Annotated in this window: 14 protein-coding genes; 3 read left to right on the top strand and 11 right to left on the bottom strand. The window is 71.9% G+C overall.

Features of this window, described 5'->3' with window-relative positions; genetic code table 11:
- Positions 1-6 precede the first annotated feature (6 nt).
- The 5 genes from IFT90_RS02270 to IFT90_RS02250 form a co-directional block, all read right to left on the bottom strand.
- Positions 7-1,713 carry a beta-N-acetylhexosaminidase gene (locus IFT90_RS02270; RefSeq protein WP_192040790.1) on the bottom strand — a complete coding sequence of 569 codons (1,707 nt, stop codon included), beginning with the start codon at positions 1,711-1,713 and terminating at the stop codon, positions 7-9.
- Between the two features lie 4 nt (positions 1,714-1,717).
- Positions 1,718-2,704: a carbohydrate ABC transporter permease gene (locus IFT90_RS02265; protein WP_199861622.1), complete on the bottom strand. Its 987-nt coding sequence runs from the start codon at positions 2,702-2,704 to the stop codon at positions 1,718-1,720.
- A complete protein-coding gene (locus IFT90_RS02260; protein ID WP_192040789.1) occupies positions 2,701-3,663 on the bottom strand; it encodes a carbohydrate ABC transporter permease in 963 nt (320 codons plus the stop codon). The genes IFT90_RS02265 and IFT90_RS02260 overlap by 4 nt, the downstream gene beginning before the upstream one ends.
- Positions 3,664-3,814: 151 nt before the next feature.
- On the bottom strand, positions 3,815-5,137 hold the full coding sequence (locus IFT90_RS02255) for an extracellular solute-binding protein (RefSeq protein ID WP_197980632.1): 1,323 nt from the start codon (positions 5,135-5,137) through the stop codon (positions 3,815-3,817).
- Positions 5,138-5,318: 181 nt separating this feature from the next.
- Positions 5,319-6,536, bottom strand: coding sequence for an ROK family protein (locus tag IFT90_RS02250; protein ID WP_192040787.1), 1,218 nt, complete (start codon positions 6,534-6,536; stop codon positions 5,319-5,321).
- Positions 6,537-6,880: 344 nt separating this feature from the next.
- Here IFT90_RS02250 and IFT90_RS02245 point away from each other — a divergent pair, with 344 nt between their 5' ends.
- Positions 6,881-7,819 carry an ROK family protein gene (locus IFT90_RS02245; RefSeq protein WP_371812062.1) on the top strand — a complete coding sequence of 313 codons (939 nt, stop codon included), beginning with the start codon at positions 6,881-6,883 and terminating at the stop codon, positions 7,817-7,819.
- Positions 7,820-7,955: 136 nt separating this feature from the next.
- Here IFT90_RS02245 and IFT90_RS16790 read toward each other — a convergent pair whose 3' ends face one another.
- From IFT90_RS16790 to IFT90_RS02220, 6 genes are all read right to left on the bottom strand, one after another.
- Positions 7,956-9,017 carry a glycoside hydrolase family 38 C-terminal domain-containing protein gene (locus tag IFT90_RS16790; RefSeq protein WP_371812138.1) on the bottom strand — a complete coding sequence of 354 codons (1,062 nt, stop codon included), beginning with the start codon at positions 9,015-9,017 and terminating at the stop codon, positions 7,956-7,958.
- 7 nt (positions 9,018-9,024) lie between these two features.
- Positions 9,025-10,958: alpha-mannosidase (locus IFT90_RS16785; protein ID WP_371812061.1), on the bottom strand; the 1,934-nt coding region annotated here is incomplete at its 3' end.
- Positions 10,959-11,052: 94 nt separating this feature from the next.
- Positions 11,053-11,883, bottom strand: a complete 831-nt coding sequence (locus IFT90_RS02235) for a carbohydrate ABC transporter permease (protein ID WP_192040784.1) — start codon at positions 11,881-11,883, stop codon at positions 11,053-11,055.
- Positions 11,884-11,891: 8 nt separating this feature from the next.
- Positions 11,892-12,872, bottom strand: a complete 981-nt coding sequence (locus IFT90_RS02230) for a carbohydrate ABC transporter permease (protein ID WP_192040783.1) — start codon at positions 12,870-12,872, stop codon at positions 11,892-11,894.
- Between the two features lie 2 nt (positions 12,873-12,874).
- Positions 12,875-14,254, bottom strand: coding sequence for an extracellular solute-binding protein (locus IFT90_RS02225; RefSeq protein WP_244638587.1), 1,380 nt, complete (start codon positions 14,252-14,254; stop codon positions 12,875-12,877).
- Positions 14,255-14,399: 145 nt separating this feature from the next.
- Positions 14,400-15,668 carry an ROK family protein gene (locus IFT90_RS02220; protein ID WP_192040781.1) on the bottom strand — a complete coding sequence of 423 codons (1,269 nt, stop codon included), beginning with the start codon at positions 15,666-15,668 and terminating at the stop codon, positions 14,400-14,402.
- Positions 15,669-15,758: 90 nt separating this feature from the next.
- Here IFT90_RS02220 and IFT90_RS02215 point away from each other — a divergent pair, with 90 nt between their 5' ends.
- Both IFT90_RS02215 and IFT90_RS02210 read left to right on the top strand, forming a co-directional pair.
- Positions 15,759-16,232, top strand: coding sequence for a GNAT family N-acetyltransferase (locus IFT90_RS02215; protein ID WP_192040780.1), 474 nt, complete (start codon positions 15,759-15,761; stop codon positions 16,230-16,232).
- Positions 16,229-16,621 (top strand): MGMT family protein, encoded by a 393-nt coding sequence (locus IFT90_RS02210; RefSeq protein ID WP_192040779.1) that lies wholly within the window; start codon positions 16,229-16,231, stop codon positions 16,619-16,621. The genes IFT90_RS02215 and IFT90_RS02210 overlap by 4 nt, the downstream gene beginning before the upstream one ends.
- Positions 16,622-16,636: the final 15 nt, after the last annotated feature.

Below are 16,636 nucleotides of genomic sequence, written 5' to 3'. Positions count from 1 at the left end.
GCCCGCTCAGGCGATGTTCGCGGTGATGCCCGCGATGTACGCGGCGCGGTCCTCGCGCGAGGCCGGGCGACCGGGAACGCCCGGACGCGTCTGCCACGGCAGCGGGCCCGACGCCCGGTGGTACTCGACCCCCGCCGCCTCGAGGCGCAGGAGGTGGTGGTCGAGCCGTGCGGAGAAGCCCGCGAAGTCCTGCGGCGCGTCCGACCAGAGCACGTCCGCCACCGCGCAGAGGCGAGGGAACACGAGGAAGTCCACGGTGCGGGGCGAGTCCATGTGCTCGGTCCAGACGTTCGCCTGGCCGCCCAGCACGTGCCGCGCCTCCTCGACGGTCAGCTCGGCCGGGACGGGCTCGAACGCGTAGACGTCCTCGAGGCCGAGCACGATCGAGACGGGGATCGGCTCGTCGGGCGAGTCGGACTGCCGGTAGTCGAGGTACACCTGGTCGTCGGGGCAGGCGACGACGTCGTAGCCCAGCCGGGCGGCGGTCACCGCGCCGGTCATGCCCCGCCAGGAGGCGACGGTCGCGCCGGGCGACATGGGTCGGGCGCCGCCCTGGTCGTGACCGCCACGGCTTTGTCCCCCGAGGCTGTGTCCCTCCAAGATCTCGTCCCAGCCGAAGGTGCGGCGGCCCGCGGCCGTCACGTGCTCGTCGAGCTGGCCGATGAACCAGGCCTGCAGCTGCTCCTCGTCGGCGAGGCCGCGCTCGCGCATCAGCTCCTGGGTGCGGGGGTCCGCCTCCCACTGGGCCTTCGGGCACTCGTCGCCGCCGACGCCGATCCAGGTGCCGGGGAACAGGTCCATCACCTCGGTGAGGACGTCCTTGTAGAAGTCGACGGTCGACTGCTCGGTGTTGAGGACGTCCTCGAAGATGCCCCACTCGGTGCCGACCGCGATCTGCCGCGGCTCGGGCACGGGAAGCCCGCCGACCTCGACCGCGCCGACCCCGAGGTGCGGGTAGGCGGTGATCGCGGCCATCGAGTGGCCGGGCACGTCGATCTCGGGCACGACGGTCACGTGCCGCGCGGCGGCGTACGCGACGACCTCGCGGATGTCGGCCTGCGTGTAGAAGCCGCCGTGCGGGCGGCCGTCCTGCGTGGCGTCGGGCCCGGCGCCCACCTGCGACGACTCGCGCCACGCGCCCACCGTCGTCAGCAGGGGGTACTTCACGATCTCCACTCGCCAGCCCTGGTCCTCGGTGAGGTGCCAGTGCAGGGTGTTGAGGCGGTGCATCGCCATGAGGTCGACCAGGCGCATCACGTCGTGCGTCGGCATGAAGTGCCGCGCCACGTCGAGGTGCATGCCGCGCCAGCCGAACCGGGGCGAGTCGGCGACGTCGACGGCGGGCACCGACCACTCGACGCCCTCGACGAGCGAGCGACGGAACACCTCGGGGGGCAGCAGCTGCCGCAGCACCTGGGCGCCGTAGAAGACGCCGGCGGCAGAGCCGCCCGTGATGCGGACGCCGGCCGGGCGCACCTCGACCCGGTAGCCCTCGTCGTCGAGCGCGGGGTCGAGGTCGAGCGAGATGCCGGCGCCGTCGCCGTCCCCCTCGCGCAGGGGCAGCCCGGTCGCGGGCCGCAGCACGGACTGCAGCCAGGCGACCGTGCCGGCGAGCTCGTCGGGCGCCGAGACGCGGGTGGCGGAGTCGAGCAGGTACGCGCCGGAGGCGGTGGTCAGCTGGTCGACACGGGGCAGCAGCAGGGGGTCGGTCACGGTTCTAGCCCTTCACGGCGCCGGCGGACATGCCCGACACCAGGTTGCGTTGGATGATGACGAAGAAGACGACGACCGGCAGCGAGAACAGCACGCTGGCCGCCATCTGCCCGCCGGAGTCGGTGCCGGTGTTCTGCGAGACGAACGACGCGAGCCAGACCGGCAGCGTGTACATCGACTGGTCCTTCATGAACGTGTAGGCGATGATGTAGTCGTTCCAGGCCGCGATGAAGGCGAAGATGCTCGTCGCGATGACGCCCGGCGCCACGAGCGGGAACAGGATGCGCGTCAGCACCTGCCAGGTGTTCGCCCCGTCGAGCTGGGCCGCCTCCTCGATCTCCATCGGGATGGCCACGAAGAACCCGCGCATCACCCAGATCGAGAACGGCAGGACCGTCGCGATGTACGCCAGCACGAGGCCTGCGTAGGTGCCGAGCAGCCCGATGCTGTTGAAGATCAGGAACAGCGGGATGAGCAGCGCCGTCGTCGGCAACATCTGCACCGCGAGGATGACGATCATGATCGTGCGGCGCCCGCGGAAGCGGAACCGCGAGAGCGCCGCTGCGGCGAAGAAGCCGAGGATGATCGCGAGCAGCACCGTCGCGATCACCACCACCGCGCTGTTGCGCAGGTTCACGAGGAACCCGCTCTGCGTGATCGCGACGACGAAGTTGTCGAGCGTCGGGTGCTGCGGCAGGAACAGCGGGGTCGACGTCATCGACTCCGACCGCGGCTTGAAGGCCGTGTTGACCATCCAGTAGACGGGGAAGATCCACACGGCGCTGAACAGCACCGCGAGCGAGTTGCTGAACCAGCGGGGCTTCTTGCGGCGACGCGAGCGGCGGACGGGCGCCGCGCCTCCGGCGGTGCCGTCGGACGAGCCAGCGGCAGGGCCGGCGGAGGCGGGGACGGCCGAGTCGGCGGCCGCCGCGGTCTCGGAGGGGCCGTCGGTCGCCGAGGCGCCGACTCCGGTGGGGACTGTCGTGGTCACAGGTCTTCTCCCGAGCGGATGAGGTTGCGGATGTAGAACGCGGTGAGGCCGAGCAGCAGCAGGGTCGTGACGACCGAGATGGCGGCACCCTGTCCGATCTCGAAGCCGACGAACGCCGTCTTGTACATGAAGACGCCGAGGGTCGACGTCGCGTCGTCGGGGCCGCCCTGCGAGACGAGCCAGATCTGGTTGAAGACGTTGTAGTCCCAGATGATCGAGAGGATCGTCACGAGCAGCAGGGTCGGCTTGAGGAACTGCAGGGTGACGTCGCGGTAGACGCGCCACTCGCCGGCACCGTCGAGACGGGCCGCCTCCTTGTACTCGGGCGAGACCTGCGTCTCGGCCGCGTAGAGGGTCAACGCGATGAAGGGCACCGCCTGCCAGACGATCAGCATCCAGATCGACGTGTACGACAACAGGGGATCGTTCGACCACTGCGTGTCGGTCATGTCGCCGAAGACCCGCAGCTGCGTGAGCATCCAGTTGACGACGCCGTAGCCCGGCTGGAACAGCCAGTTCCAGACCAGCGAGGAGGCGACGTTCGGCATCGCCCACGCGAAGATCAGCACGACGGTGACGACGTACCGCATGCTCGTGTGGATCCGCGTCAGCAGGTGCGAGACGCCCATGCCGACGACGACGCTGCCGGCGACCATCGCCACGGTGAAGAGGACGGTGCGGAGCAGCGACCACCAGAAGTCGCTGTCGGTGAACAGCGTGACGTACTGCTGCAGGCCGACCGACTCGTAGGCGCCGGTGAACAGGCTGCGCTGGTCGTAGTTCGTGAACGAGGTGAAGACCAGGAACACGATCGGCGCGACCATCACGACGAGCAGGACGATGCCGGCCGGGCTCAGCAGCCAGAGCGGGGCGAGCTGGCGCTTCTTCCTGGGCCGCGGGGCCGAGCCCTCGGGGGCGTGCTGGCGGGGCGGGAGGGGCGGCGCGGTGGTGACGGCCATGGCTGCTTCCTGGGTCGGGACTCAGAGATCGGGTCGAGCGGTGATCGGGTCGAGCGGCGGAGCTGGTCGAGCGGGGTGGTGCCGGCCGGGCGGCGCACGTCCAGCTCGTGCGTCGCCCGGCCCTGCGGTGAGGAGCCGCTCGCTGGTGGGACTACTTGTTCAGGGCGTCGTCCGTCGTGCTGTCGAACGACTCGGCGGCGGCCTCGGGCGACTTGCTGGCCGAGGCGACGCTGCTGAACAGGTCGTTGATGCTCAGGTCGCCCTCGAGCGCGGCCCAGTTGCCGCTGGCCGGGGTGGCCTTCGAGTTCAGCGCTGCCGAGAAGAAGCCCTCGTCGATGTCGCCGAGCGTGCTCTGCGCCGCCTCGATGCCGTCGGTGCTGTTGGGGATCCAGCCGTCGTTGCCGTAGACCCAGTCGCTCTGGATCTCGGGGCTGGCCGCGATCTTGACCCACTGCAGCGCGAGGTCGGAGTTCGCGCTCTTGGCCGCGATGCCCCAGTCGGAGCCGCCGAGCATGACGGGCTGCGACTCGCCGGACTTGCCCGGGAACGGGAAGGTGCCGAAGCTGTCGTCCGTCAGGGCGGGGTTCGCCTCCTTGATCAGGTCGATCTTGCCGTTGGTGCCGAGCATGGCGCCGGCCTTGCCGTCGGCGAAGATCTGGTCCTGGTTCGGCACGTCGGTGTCGAGCGTCTGCGAGGCGCCCGTCGAGTAGGTGTTCTGGAACTCCTTGAAGTCCTCGAGGCCCTGCTGTGCCTCGTCGGACGACAGGCCGGCCGACCAGGTGCCGTCGTCGCCCTGCGTCGCGATCTCCCCGCCGGCGTCCCAGACGAACTGCATGCCGGCGTACCAGTAGGCACCGGGCATGTAGAAGGGCGAGAAGTCGCTCGCCGGGTTCGCCGCCGCCAGCGTGTCGAGGTCGGCCGTGAGCTGCTCGTAGGTGGTGGGCTCCTCGGTGATGCCGGCGGCCGCCCACATGTCCTTGTTGTAGATGACGGCGCGGGCGCCCGCGAAGCCGGGGACGCCGTAGAGCGAGCCGTCGACCGTGGCGGGCTCCTCGAGGCCCGTGAGCCACTCCTGGCCCTGGGCGATGTCGTCCGCGTAGTCGGTGAGGTCGAGCAGGGCGCCGTTCTCGGCGTAGCTCGCGACCTGGGTGTTGCCGAGGTCGAGCACGTCGGGCGGGGTGGACGTCGCGAGCGCGGTGCTGATCTTGGTGGTGATGCCGTCCCACTGCTGGGTCTGGACGTCCACCTCCGCGCCGGTCTGCTCGGTGAACTCGTCGTTGATCGCCTTGATCGTCTCGTCGGTGTAGTCGCCCGTCATGACCCAGACGGTCAGCGTCTCGCCGTCGCCCTTCGTGGTGGGCACCGTCTGCGGCCCGTCGCTGCTGCCGCCTCCTGCCGTGCCCGCGCTCGAGCAGGCGGTCAGGGCAAGGGCGGCCGTGAGGCCGAGGGCCGCGACCGCTGTGTGACGTGTCATTCGCATTGTGTCTCCTCGTGGACGGGGCGGCGGTGCCGCAGGGTGCTGCTGGGAGTGATGGTGGTCGAGCAGGTGCGTGCGGTGCTGGTGCGGGTGGTGCGGTCTGTGGTGGATCGGGCGCCGGGGGCGCCTGGGGAGGGGCCGTCGTGGCAGGGGCCGCGCGGCGTCCGTCCGGGCGCCGTCACGAGACGCCCAGCTCGGCCGAGAGCACGAGGGAGGCGGCACCGAGCACGGCCAGGTCGCGGTCGTCGCCCGCGTAGCGGAGGACGAGCCCCTGGCCGACGGCCGCGAGCGTGCGGGCCCTGACGGTCTCGACCGCCGCGCGCAGCAGGACGCCGTCGAGCAGTTCACGGGGCCCGGAGAGCACGACCTCGTCGAGCCCCAGGGCGCTCACGACGGGGGCGAGCACGAAGCCGAGGTCGCGCCCCGCGGCGTGCAGCACGGCGCCGCGCGAGCCGGGGTCGACGGCGAGGAGGCGGGCCGACAGCCCCGGCGCCGCGAGCGACACCTCGAGGCAGCCGCGGCGGCCGCAGGCGCACACGTCGCCGGCCTCGTCGACGGTGACGTGCCCGATCTCGCCCGCCGAGAAGCGGTCGCCCTCGACGAGCGCTCCCCCGACGATGAGGCCCACGCCGACGCCGTGCTCGATGGTGATGACCATCAGGCTGCGGGACGGGTCGCGCTCGGGGTCGCCGAAGGTGTGCACCCCGAGGGCGGCCAGGTTCGCGTCGTTGCCGACGTGCACCGGCACGCCCGTGCGGGCGCTCAGCCGGGCCGCGAGCGGGAGGTCCCACCAGCCCAGGTGCACCGCCGTGCGCACGACCCCCTGGTGGTCGACGATGCCGGGCGTGCCCACCCCGACGCCGAGGAGGCGCGTGGTCGTCAGCGCGGACAGCTCGTCGACGAGGCGCTCGGCCAGCGCCACGGCCGCCTCGCCCGTCGCCCCGTCGATGTCGACGCTGGCCCGGCCGACGACCTCGCCGCGGACGTCGACGACGGCGCCGGAGAACCGCTCCGCCGACGAGAGGTCGAGCGCGAGGATGTGGAAGGAGTCGGGCCGGATGCCGACGAGCGTCGCCGGCTTGCCGACCCGGGAGTCGCCGCGCAGCCCGAGCTCGGCCACGACCCCCTCGTCGGCCAGCTCCTGCACGATGCCCGAGACGGTCGGCCGGGTGAGCCCGCTCTCGCGGGCGAGGTCGGCGCGGCTCATCGAGCCCTGGTGCCAAAGGGTCTGCAGCACGAGCGAGCGGTTGCGGGCCCGGGTGTGCTGCGGCAGCGACTTGGCGGTGACCCGCAGGGTCGAGGAGGCGGAGGCGCGCTCTGCACCGGCGGCGACGGGAGCGGTGGTGTGCGTGGCGGCACGGGCGGCGGCGGCACGGGGGGCGGCTGCTCGGGGCACGGTCGCCTCCTCTCGTCTCGGGCGTCGCCGACCAGGGCCTCGAGAGGCGTGCGCCGTCTCGTGGTGCGAGACGGGCCCGGCAGCGTTGCCGTTTAGTAAAAATGCCTTACAAACACGTTGTCAAGGCTGGTGCGGTGAGTTTACGAGCAGGAAACACGGCTGGTCAATACCCGAAACGAGCCCGAGATCTCGGGCACCCGGTGCTTGCTGCCGTTCGGTTAGTAAGCTTTACTAACACTCATGAGCAGGCCCGTCCCCGCCTTCCCCGGCACCGTCGTGAGGCCCGCCCTGGTCGCCTGCGAGGCTCCTCACGGCGATCACGCCACGGCGTCGAGGGCGTGCCCGTGAGGCTCGGCCTCGACATCGGCGGAACGAAGATCGACGCCGTGGCCGTCGCCGACGACGATCCCCGGTCGCCCCGGCCGGTGCACCGCGTCCGGCTCGCCTCGGGCTTCGGGGCCGACGAGGTGCTCGACAACGCGGTCGAGGCCGCGCAGCGCCTCGCGGCGCTCACCGGCGTGCCGCTCGACCGCCTCGCGTCGGTCGGCGTCGGCGTGCCCGGCGTCGTCGACGCCACCACCGGCAGGGTCGGCCACGCGGTCAACCTCGGCCTCGTCGACACGGCGCTCGGCGACGAGCTGGCCCGTCGCCTCGGCGTGCCCGTCCGGGTCGAGAACGACGTCAACGCCGCGGCGCTCGGCGCGTGGCACGCGATGTCCCTGCAGGGCTCGATCGCCTACCTGAACCTCGGCACCGGCCTCGCCGCCGGGCTGGTCCTCGACGGCCAGGTCCGCCGCGGCGCGCTCGGCGCCGCGGGCGAGATCGGCCACGTCCCCGTCGACCCGGCCGGCGCCTGGTGCGCGTGCGGACAGCGCGGCTGCCTCGAGACCGTGGCCTCGGGGTCGGCGGCGGCCCGGCTCTGGCCGACCACCGCCCTGCACCCGGCACGCGCCCTCCTCGACGCGGCGGCCGACGGCGACCACCTGGCCGTGCAGGCCCGGCGCACCCTGGTCGACGGCGTCGCGCAGGCCGTCCGGCTGCTGGCCCTGACGGTCGACGTGCAGACGATCGTCGTCGGCGGCGGGATGAGCGCGCTCGGCGACGAGCTGATGGCGCCGGTGCGCGAGGCACTCGCCCACCAGGCCGCCGCCTCCTCGTTCATCGCGTCGCTCGACCTCGCCTCGCGGCTCGTGCTGCTGCCCGCCGGCCTGCCCGCCGCCGCCGTCGGGGCCGCCATGGCGGGTGCGCAGGCCGACCCTGTCCCCGCCGCCACCCTCAGCTGACCCCTCCTCTTTCCTTCTCCCCTTCCTCCTCTGCTCCGCCGTGAACCGGCAGGAAGTGCTGCCCGGGCCTCCCCGAGAAGCACTTCCCGCCGGTTCACCGGGTCGGCCGACGGCCGGCCAGCCGGCCGGCCGGGCCTCAGCCGTGGCGCGCGAAGCGCAGGGTGACGATCTCGAACGGGCGCAGCGTCAGCTCGACGGACTCCCCCGCGGCCCAGCGCGCGGCGCCGGGGACGTCGGCTCCGTCCACCCCGAGCTCACGCTCGTGCAGGTCCGTCCTCCAGGCTGCGCCGAGCCCGGCCGACGTGTCGACCTCGATCGTCGACGCGGCCCTCGACCCCCTCGCCTCGTAGATCCGGACGACGAGGTCGCCCGAGCGGTCCTCGGCGAGCTTGACCGCCTCCACCACGACCGCCGGCGACGACGACGACACGAGCGGGGCGACCGGGGCGCCGCTCCCGGCGACCGTGCGCAGCGGCAGGTTCAGCCGGTAGCCGGCCGACAGCGCGTCGACCACGTCGGGCGCGACGCGCACGGTCGACCGCAGCACGTGGCGGCCCTGGTCGGCGTGCGGGTCGGGGAACACCGGCGCCCTCAGCAGCGACTGCCGCACGAGCGTGGTGGTGCCGCCGTCGTCCCGGGTAGAGCGCGTGATGTCGTGCCCGTACGTCGAGTCGTTCGCGACGGCCACCCCGAAGCCCGGCTCGGCCACGTGCACCCACCGGTGGGCGACCGTCTCGAAGCGGGCGAAGTCCCACGAGGTGTTGGAGTGCGTCGGGCGCTGCACGTGCCCGAACTGGACCTCGGACGCCGCGCGGTCGGCGTGCACGTCGAGCGGGAACGCCAGCTTCAGCAGCTTCTGCCTCTCGTGCCAGTCGACCTCGATCACCAGCTGCAGCTCCGCCTCGCCCTCCTCGAGGGCCCAGCGCTGCACGATCGTCGACGTGCCGGTCGTCCGCGTCACCGCGAGCGACACCCCGTCGACCTCGACCGACACGGCGTCGACGAGGTCGGTGCGGGCGTTGGCGTAGACGGCGTCGATGTCCCACGCGTCCCACTGGTTCGGGGTGTCCCGGAAGATCTGCAGCAGTCCGAGCCTCGCGCCGGGAGCGACGAGATCACGCCCGGACGTCGAGTCGACGAGCGACGAGACGAGGCCGTCGGAGTCGAAGACCGCCCTGACGAGCCCGTTCGAGAGCACCCAGCCNGACGACGCGCCCACCCCGCGGTGCGGGACCGGGCCGGCGTTGAAGGCGACGGCCACGTCGCCCTGCCCGGCCAGCACCTCCTGCGCCCTGGCCGTCAACGCACCGAGCTGCTCGGCGACCCGGGCGTAGTTCCGCTCGGCGTCCTGGTGCACCCAGGCGATGGACGAGCCGGGGAGGATGTCGTGGAACTGCAGCAGCAGGACGGTCTGCCAGAGCTCGTCGAGCTCGTCGTGCGGGTAGTCGAGCAGACCCCGGACGGCCGCGGTCGCGCACCACAGCTCGGCCTCGCGCAGCAGGTGCTCGCTGCGGCGGTTGCCCTGCTTCGTGCGGGCCTGCGAGGTGTACGTGCCCCGGTGGAACTCGAGGTACATCTCGCCCGACCAGACCGCCGGGTCGGGCATCTCGTCACGGGCCTGCGCGAAGAAGGAGGCGGGGGTGCCGACGGTCACGCGCGGCGAGCCCTCGAGATCGGCGGCCCGCCTCGCGGCTGCCATCATCTCGCGGGTCGGCCCGCCGCCGCCGTCGCCCCAGCCGAACGGCACGATCGAGACGTTGGAGACGCCCTTCTCGCTGTACTCGCGCTCGGCGTGTGCCAGCTCGACCGCCGAGAGGTCGGAGTTGTAGGTGTCGACCGGCGGGAAGTGCGTGAAGACCCGGCTCCCGTCGATGCCCTCCCACAGGAACGTGTGGTGCGGCATCCGGTTGGTCTCGTTCCACGACTCCTTCTGCGTGAAGAACGAGTGGGCACCGGCCGCGCGGGCGATCTGCGGCATGGCGCCCGTGTAGCCGAACGAGTCGGGCAGCCAGACCTCGTCGCACTCGATCCCGAACTCGCGCCGGAAGAAGGCGTGGCCGGCCACGAACTGACGGGCCAGTGCCTCGCCTCCCGGCATGTTCGTGTCGGACTCGACCCACATCCCGCCGACCGGCACGAACCGGCCCTCGGCGATCTTCTCCTTCATGCGGGCGAAGAGGTCGGGGTAGCGCTCCTTCACCCACGCGTACTGCTGGGCGCTCGAGGCGGCGAAGACGAAGTCCGGGTCCTCGTCCATCAGGGCGACGACGTTCGAGAAGGTGCGCGCCACCTTGCGCTGAGTCTCGCGGACGGGCCAGAGCCAGGCCGAGTCGATGTGCGCGTGGCCGGTCGCGACGACGCGGTGGGCGCTGGCGGCGGCCGGCGATGCGAGCACGCCCGCGAGCGCCTCGCGCCCGAGTACTGCGGACCCGGCGACGTCGTCGTGGTCGACGACCTCGCACGCCCGCTCGAGCGCGCGCAGGATCTCGTGTCGCCGTGGGGTGCCGGGGTCGAGGGTCCGCATCAGGCCGAGCAGCGTCCAGATGTCGCGGTCGAGCTCCCACACCACGGTGTCCCTCTCGGCGAGGTCGAGGGTCCGGAGCGTGTAGATCGGTGCCGTCCCCGCGGTCGCCTTGTCGCCCATGGGCGTCTCGAGGTAGAAGAAGTTGCCGCCGACGTCGGGGTTCGACGCCGCCTCCACGAAGAACTCGATCGGCGCCCCCGGCGAGGCCGAGCCGCCCACCAGGGCCAGCGGCACGTAGCCGTTGTACGGCTCGATGGCCTTCACGAGCGTCCCGTCGCGACGCCAGACGAGCCCCTCGGCCTGGAAGCCGGGCTGACGAGTGCTGAAGCCCAGGTCGACGACGGCCTCGAGCGCCGTGGCCGGGTCGGCGCCCCAGCCCTCGGGCACCACGCCCGTCACCCGGAACCAGGTGGTGCCCCACGGCCGGCTCCACGGCGTGCCGGGGGCGAAGGGCACGAACTGCTGACGGACGGCCTCGGCGAACGGCACGGGCTCGTCCGGCACCTCCCACGCCTCGACGGTGAGCGGCGCGGCGCGGCGGTAGATGTTCGGCGTGATCCGGTCGAGGACGAAGCGGTCGATGCGGGCCTCGACGAGGGCGGTGTTGTCGTGCATGGGGAGAGTCTCCTTGTCGGCGCGCACGAGCGCGCGGAGGTTCGGTGATCCGGTGGGACGAGGGCAGGTCAGGCGCGGTCGTGGAGGAGCGACATCACCCCTTGACCCCGCCGGCGAGGGCGTTCGACCCGCCGAGGGTGCGCGACACCAGCACGTAGAGGGCGATGACCGGCACCGAGTACACGATCGAGAAGGCCGCGAGCTGGCCGTAGGCGACCGAGCCGTACTGTCCGAAGAAGTTGAAGATGCTGACGGCGGCGGGCTGCTTGTCGGGGCTCAGCAGCAGGATGAAGGGAACGAAGAAGTTCCCCCACGCCTGGATGAACACGAAGATGAACACGACCGCGATGCCGGGCCGCATGAGCGGCACGACGACGCGCGTCAGCGTCGAGAACATCGACGCGCCGTCCGTCCAGGCTGCCTCCTCGAGCGAGATGGGCACCGAGTCCATGAAGTTCTTCGACATCCAGATCGCCATGGGCAGGCTGGAGGCCGCGAGGAAGAACACGGTGCCGCCGATCGAGTCGATCAGGTCGAGCGAGACGAACAGGCTGTAGACCGGCACCATCATGGCGGTGATCGGCAGGCACGTCCCGAAGAGGATGCCGTAGAGGAACGGCTTGTTGATCCGCATCCGGTAGCGCGACAACGGGTACGCGGCGAGGATCGCCACGACGACGGTGATCAGCGCACAGCCCCCGGACAGCACGAGGCTGTTCGCGAGCGGGATGAACGAGATCTCGGGCGTGAGCACCTGCCTGAAGTTGTCGAGCGTGAACTCGTCGGGCACGGCTGCCGAGAGGGACGCGTCCGTGTCGACGGAGGCGAGCACGAGCCAGACGAGCGGCACCGCGAAGCAGAGCCCCACGACGACCAGGACGAGGTTCGAGACCAGCGCGAGCCGGCGGCCGCTGGGCGAGGTCATGGCCACGGTCAGTCCACCTCCGGCTTGAGCGCCCTGATGTAGATGATCGAGAAGACCGCCCCGACGAGCAGCATGATGGTCGCGATCGCGGTGCCGAAGCCGAGCTGCGAGAAGCGGAAGGCCTCCTGGTAGGCGAGGATCGGCAGCGTCGAGCTGTCGGTGCCCGGGCCGCCGCCGGTCATGACGAAGATCAGGGTGAAGACCGAGAGCGTCTGCAGGGTCGTGAGCATGAGGTTCGTCGAGATGCTGCGACGGATCGCCGGCAGCGTGATGTAGACGAGGCGCTTGAGGCCGCCGGCGCCGTCCATCTCGGCCGCCTCCGTGATCTCGGGCGGCACCTCCTGGATGGCCGCCGAGTAGACGAGCATCGAGAAGGCGGCACCGCGCCAGATGTTGGCGATGATGACCGAGATCAGCGGGAACGTGTAGAGCCAGTTCGCCCCGGTGACGCCGAGGCCGGCGAGGATCGTGTTGAGCGTGCCGCCGTCGTTGAAGAACGCGTACGCGACGAACGCGGCGACGATCTCGGGCAGCACCCACGCGGCGATCACGAAGGTGCCGACCACGGCGCGGACGCCCTTGTTCGCCGAGCGCATCAGGAGGGCGACGCCGAGCCCGACGACGTTCTGCCCGACCACGGCGGAGAAGAACACGAACGCGAGCGTGAGCAGCACCGACTTGGGGAAGTCGGGGTCGGCGAACAGCTCGCGGTAGTTCGCGAAGCCGACGAACTCCGAGCCGCCGGCGGCGTAGCCGGTCAGGGAGGCGTTGGTGAACGAACCGTAGAACGACGAGATGACCGGGCCGAGCAAGAAGATCGCGAGCAGCACGATCGCGGGCACCAGCGGGACGGTGCGTCCGGCGGTGCGGAGGGCACGGGCCCGGGAGGCGCCAGCCCGGCGACCGGACGGCTCACCTCCCGGCCCCGCGCCGGGGCCGCCCGGCCGGTCGCCGTCGCGACCGACCGGGGCAGGAGCGAGGGTCGCCATCGTCAGTCGGCCTCGACCGTCGCGTCCTCGCCGACGATGCCGACCAGGGCCTCGTCGTACGCGGCCGCCGCCTCCTCCGGGCTCTGCTGGCCGGTCATCACCGCCTCCATCGCGATGGTGATCTCGCTCGAGATGCGGTTGTAGTCGGTGGTGGCCGGGCGGAAGTGCGTCACGGGGACGATCGACGAGAAGAACTCGAACGAGGGGTTGGCGGCGACGTACTCCGGGTCCTCGGCGACGTCGCTCCGCACGGCGATCTGGCTCGCGGCGATGTCGTAGGACTGCGAGCCCTCCTTGCTCAGCGACTGCTCGATGAACTCGAACGCCTTGTCGGGGTTCGCGCTGTTCGCGCCGACCGCGAGGGTCCAGCCGCCCGACATGCTGACCGCGCCGGGGGCCTGCCCGTCCTGGGTGGGCATGGGCGCCTGGCCGAGCACCTCGCTCCACTCCGGCCACGGGTTCGTGCCCGTCTCGAGCCAGGTGCCGCTCAGCCACGACCCGTCGAGGGCGATGCCGACCTTCGACTGCGGGAGCCACTCGCCGCCGACGATCGTGGCGATGTTGGTGTCGAGCGCCTGCTCGGGGGTCGGGCCGACCCCGCCCTGGTAGACGTCCTCGATGAAGCCGAGGGAGTCGACGAAGCCCTGCGACCCGGTGACCCACTTGCCCTCGTCGTCGTCGAAGAGGGTGCCGCCCTCGGTGCCGTAGAGCAGCATCTCGAAGCCCTGCATCGTGGCGCCCTCGCCCTGCGGCTTGCCGGAGTAGATGTTGAAGGGCACGACGTCCGGGGAGGCCTCCTTCAGCGTCGCGGCCGCGTCGAGGACGTCGTCCCAGGTGGCGGGCTCCCACGGCACGGGCAGGCCTGCGGCGGCGAAGAGCTCCTCGTTGTACCAGAGCGCCCGCGTGTCGGTGCCCATCGGGACTCCGTAGAGCTTGCCGTCCTCGCCGACCCCCGCCTCCTTGGCGTTGTCGTAGAACATGTCCCAGTCGTCCCAGGCCTCGGTGTACTCGTCCAGGGGCAGCAGGAACCCGGCCGCGGCGTCGCTCTTCAGCTTCGCCGTGTCCTCGTACTGCACGTCGGGGGCGGTGGAGGGGGAGCGGTTCATCAGGGCGAGCTTGGTGAAGTAGTCGTCGTTCTGGCCGGCGATGGGGACGAGCTCGACGGTCATGTCCGGGTTCGCCGCCTCGAACTCCGCGGCGACGGCCTTCATGTGGTCGTCCATCTGGGTGAAGGTGCCGAACTTCTGGTACGCCACCTTGAGCGTGTCCTCGTCGCCTCCGCCGCTGCCCCCGGCACAGCCGGCTGCCAGCAGGACGGTGGTCGTCGCTGCGGCGGCGACCGCCAGCACGCGACGTCGTCGGGTGTTCGTCGTGCGAGTCATGGTGCTCCCTTGCTCCATCGCTCGACCGGCGTCGTCGCCGGTCCGTGGAGTTACTACACCGTATGGAGTTATTGCTTGTCAAGACGTCGTGACCGAGCCGTGCCCCTCGACCGAGGGTCCCGGTCCGCCACGCCGGCGCCCGCCCCTAGGCGGAGATGAGCAACGCCGACGGCCTGGGCGAGAAGGCGTGGTCGAGCACGAGGCAGGCGGCGCCCACCGCCGCGACGTCCGTGCCGATGGCCGACTGCTCGAGGGCGATCGGGTGCTTGGCGATGAGCGCGGCCGACGACCGCACGGCCTCCGGCAGCACCTGGAGCACCCAGGGGGCGACGACGTGCCAGAACGGCCCGCCGAAGACGACCTCGGCGAGGTCGAGCAGGTTGAGCACGACCACGACGGCCCGGGCGAGGTGCCGCGCAGCATCGTGCAGGATCTCGAGGGCCCCCTCGTCGCCGTCCGCGGCCTTGCGTGCCAACGCGACCAGCGCCTCCTCGATCCGGTGCAGGTCGTCGGGGTCGCCCTCCGAGCGGGCCGCGTCGAGCACGTCGACCAGCAGGTCGTCCGCCGTGAGCACGCCGGCCTCGACCGCCTGACGGACGAGCGCGTGGGGGGTGATCAGCTCGCCCACGCAGCCGATCCGGCCGCAGGTGCAGCGGCGACCCGAGGAGGCGACGGTCACGTGTCCGGAGTCGCCCGCGTTCGAGCTCGCCCCCCGCACGACGTCGCGGCCGATGACGAGCCCGGTGCCGAAGCCCGTGCCGTAGTAGACGAAGGCGAAGTCGCGCCGGGAGGCGCCGTCGCTGAACCAGAGCTCGGCGACGGCAGCGGCGGCGACGTCCTTCTCGAGCAGCACGGGCAGCCCCGTCGCCTCGGCGATCGCCCGGCGCAGGGGCACGTGCCGCCAGCGCGGCAGCATCGGCGGGTCGAGGACGACGCCGTCCTCGACGTCGATCGGCCCCGGCGCCGCGATGCCGATCCCGAGGAGGCGCGCGCGGTCCGCGCCGGAGCCCGCCACGAGCCCGTCCACCGTCCGGGCGATCAGCCCCACGACCTCGTCGGGCCGCGACGCGGACGGGGTGGGGGTCTGCGTGTGCGCCACCACGGTGCCGTGCAGGTCGAGCAGCACGTAGGTCACGACCGCGGGGTCGACGTGGACCCCGAGCGCGAAGCTGCCTCCCGGCTCGAGCTGCAGCATGGTGCGCGGCTTGCCGGGACCGCTGATGACGGTGCCGCTCTCGCGGATCAGGCCGGCGTCCAGCAGCCGTCGCGACACGTTCGTCACCGCCTGCGGGCTGAGGCCGGTGCGCTCGGCGATCTCCGTCCGGCTGAGCCCGGCCTCCTCACGCCGCACCGCGTCGAGCACGACCGAGCGGTTGTAGCCGCCGACGGCCGGGAGGTTGGTGCCGCGCCTCACGGCGCCGCCGGGCCACGGTCGGTCTGCATGCCCCGATCCTCCCACCCGCGACGGTGGTGCCGGGCGGGGATGCCCCGTTACCCTGAGGCCATGTCGGACCTGCGCCTCGAGACCCTGTCCGCCGCCACCGTCGTGGCGGCCAACAACCTGACGCTGAAGCCGGGCCAGGAGCAGTACGTGGCCCCGGTCTCGCACTCGATCGCCGAGGCGTACGTGAACCCGACCACGGCCTGGCCTCGTGTGGTGCTCGACGGCGACGAGGTCGTCGGCTTCATCATGGGCAACTTCGACGCGGACGCCGACGACGAGTCCCTGCGCAGCTGCATCTGGCGGGTCAACGTCTCGGCCGAGCACCAGGGCCGGGGCGTCGGGCGCTTCGCGATCCACGCCCTCGCAGGCGAGGCACGCAGCCGCGGCTTCGACACGCTCACCGTCATCTACGAGCCGGGCGACGACGGCCCGGAGAGCTTCTTCGCCCACATCGGCTTCGAGGTCGTCGGCGAGACGCCGTACGGCGAGCACCTCGCGGCGCTCACCATCAGCCCGACGCCGCAGGGCGAGTGACCGCGGGGGCAGCTGCGCCCGACGACGCCCCGTCCGACGACGCCCCGTCAGGCGACGACTTCGTCTCGCGCGTCGTCTCGGTCGTCGAGTCCGTGCCGGAGGGGCGGGTCATGTCGTACGGCTCGGTGGCGGCGGCCGTCGGCTCACGCTCGTCGCGCGGCGTCGGCAAGGTGATGGCGCACGCGGGCTCGGACCTGCCGTGGTGGCGGATCGTGAAGGCGTCCGGGCACGCACCCGAGGGCCACGGCCAGCGCGCGCTCGAGCACTGGCGCGCCGAGGGGACGCCGCTGCGGTGGTCGCGGACCGGCACGGTCCGGGTCGACCTCGAGCGCGCCTCCTGGTCGCCCGACGTCAACCTGTCGGACGAGCCGGTCGACCCGTTCGGCTGACGCGCTCGCGGCTGC

Source organism: Frigoribacterium sp. CFBP 8766 (assembly GCF_014841435.1).
In the GTDB taxonomy this organism is placed as follows: Bacteria; Actinomycetota; Actinomycetes; order Actinomycetales; family Microbacteriaceae; genus Frigoribacterium.
Note: the sequence above shows the minus strand (reverse complement) of the source record. Positions and strands in the feature narration are given on the sequence as shown.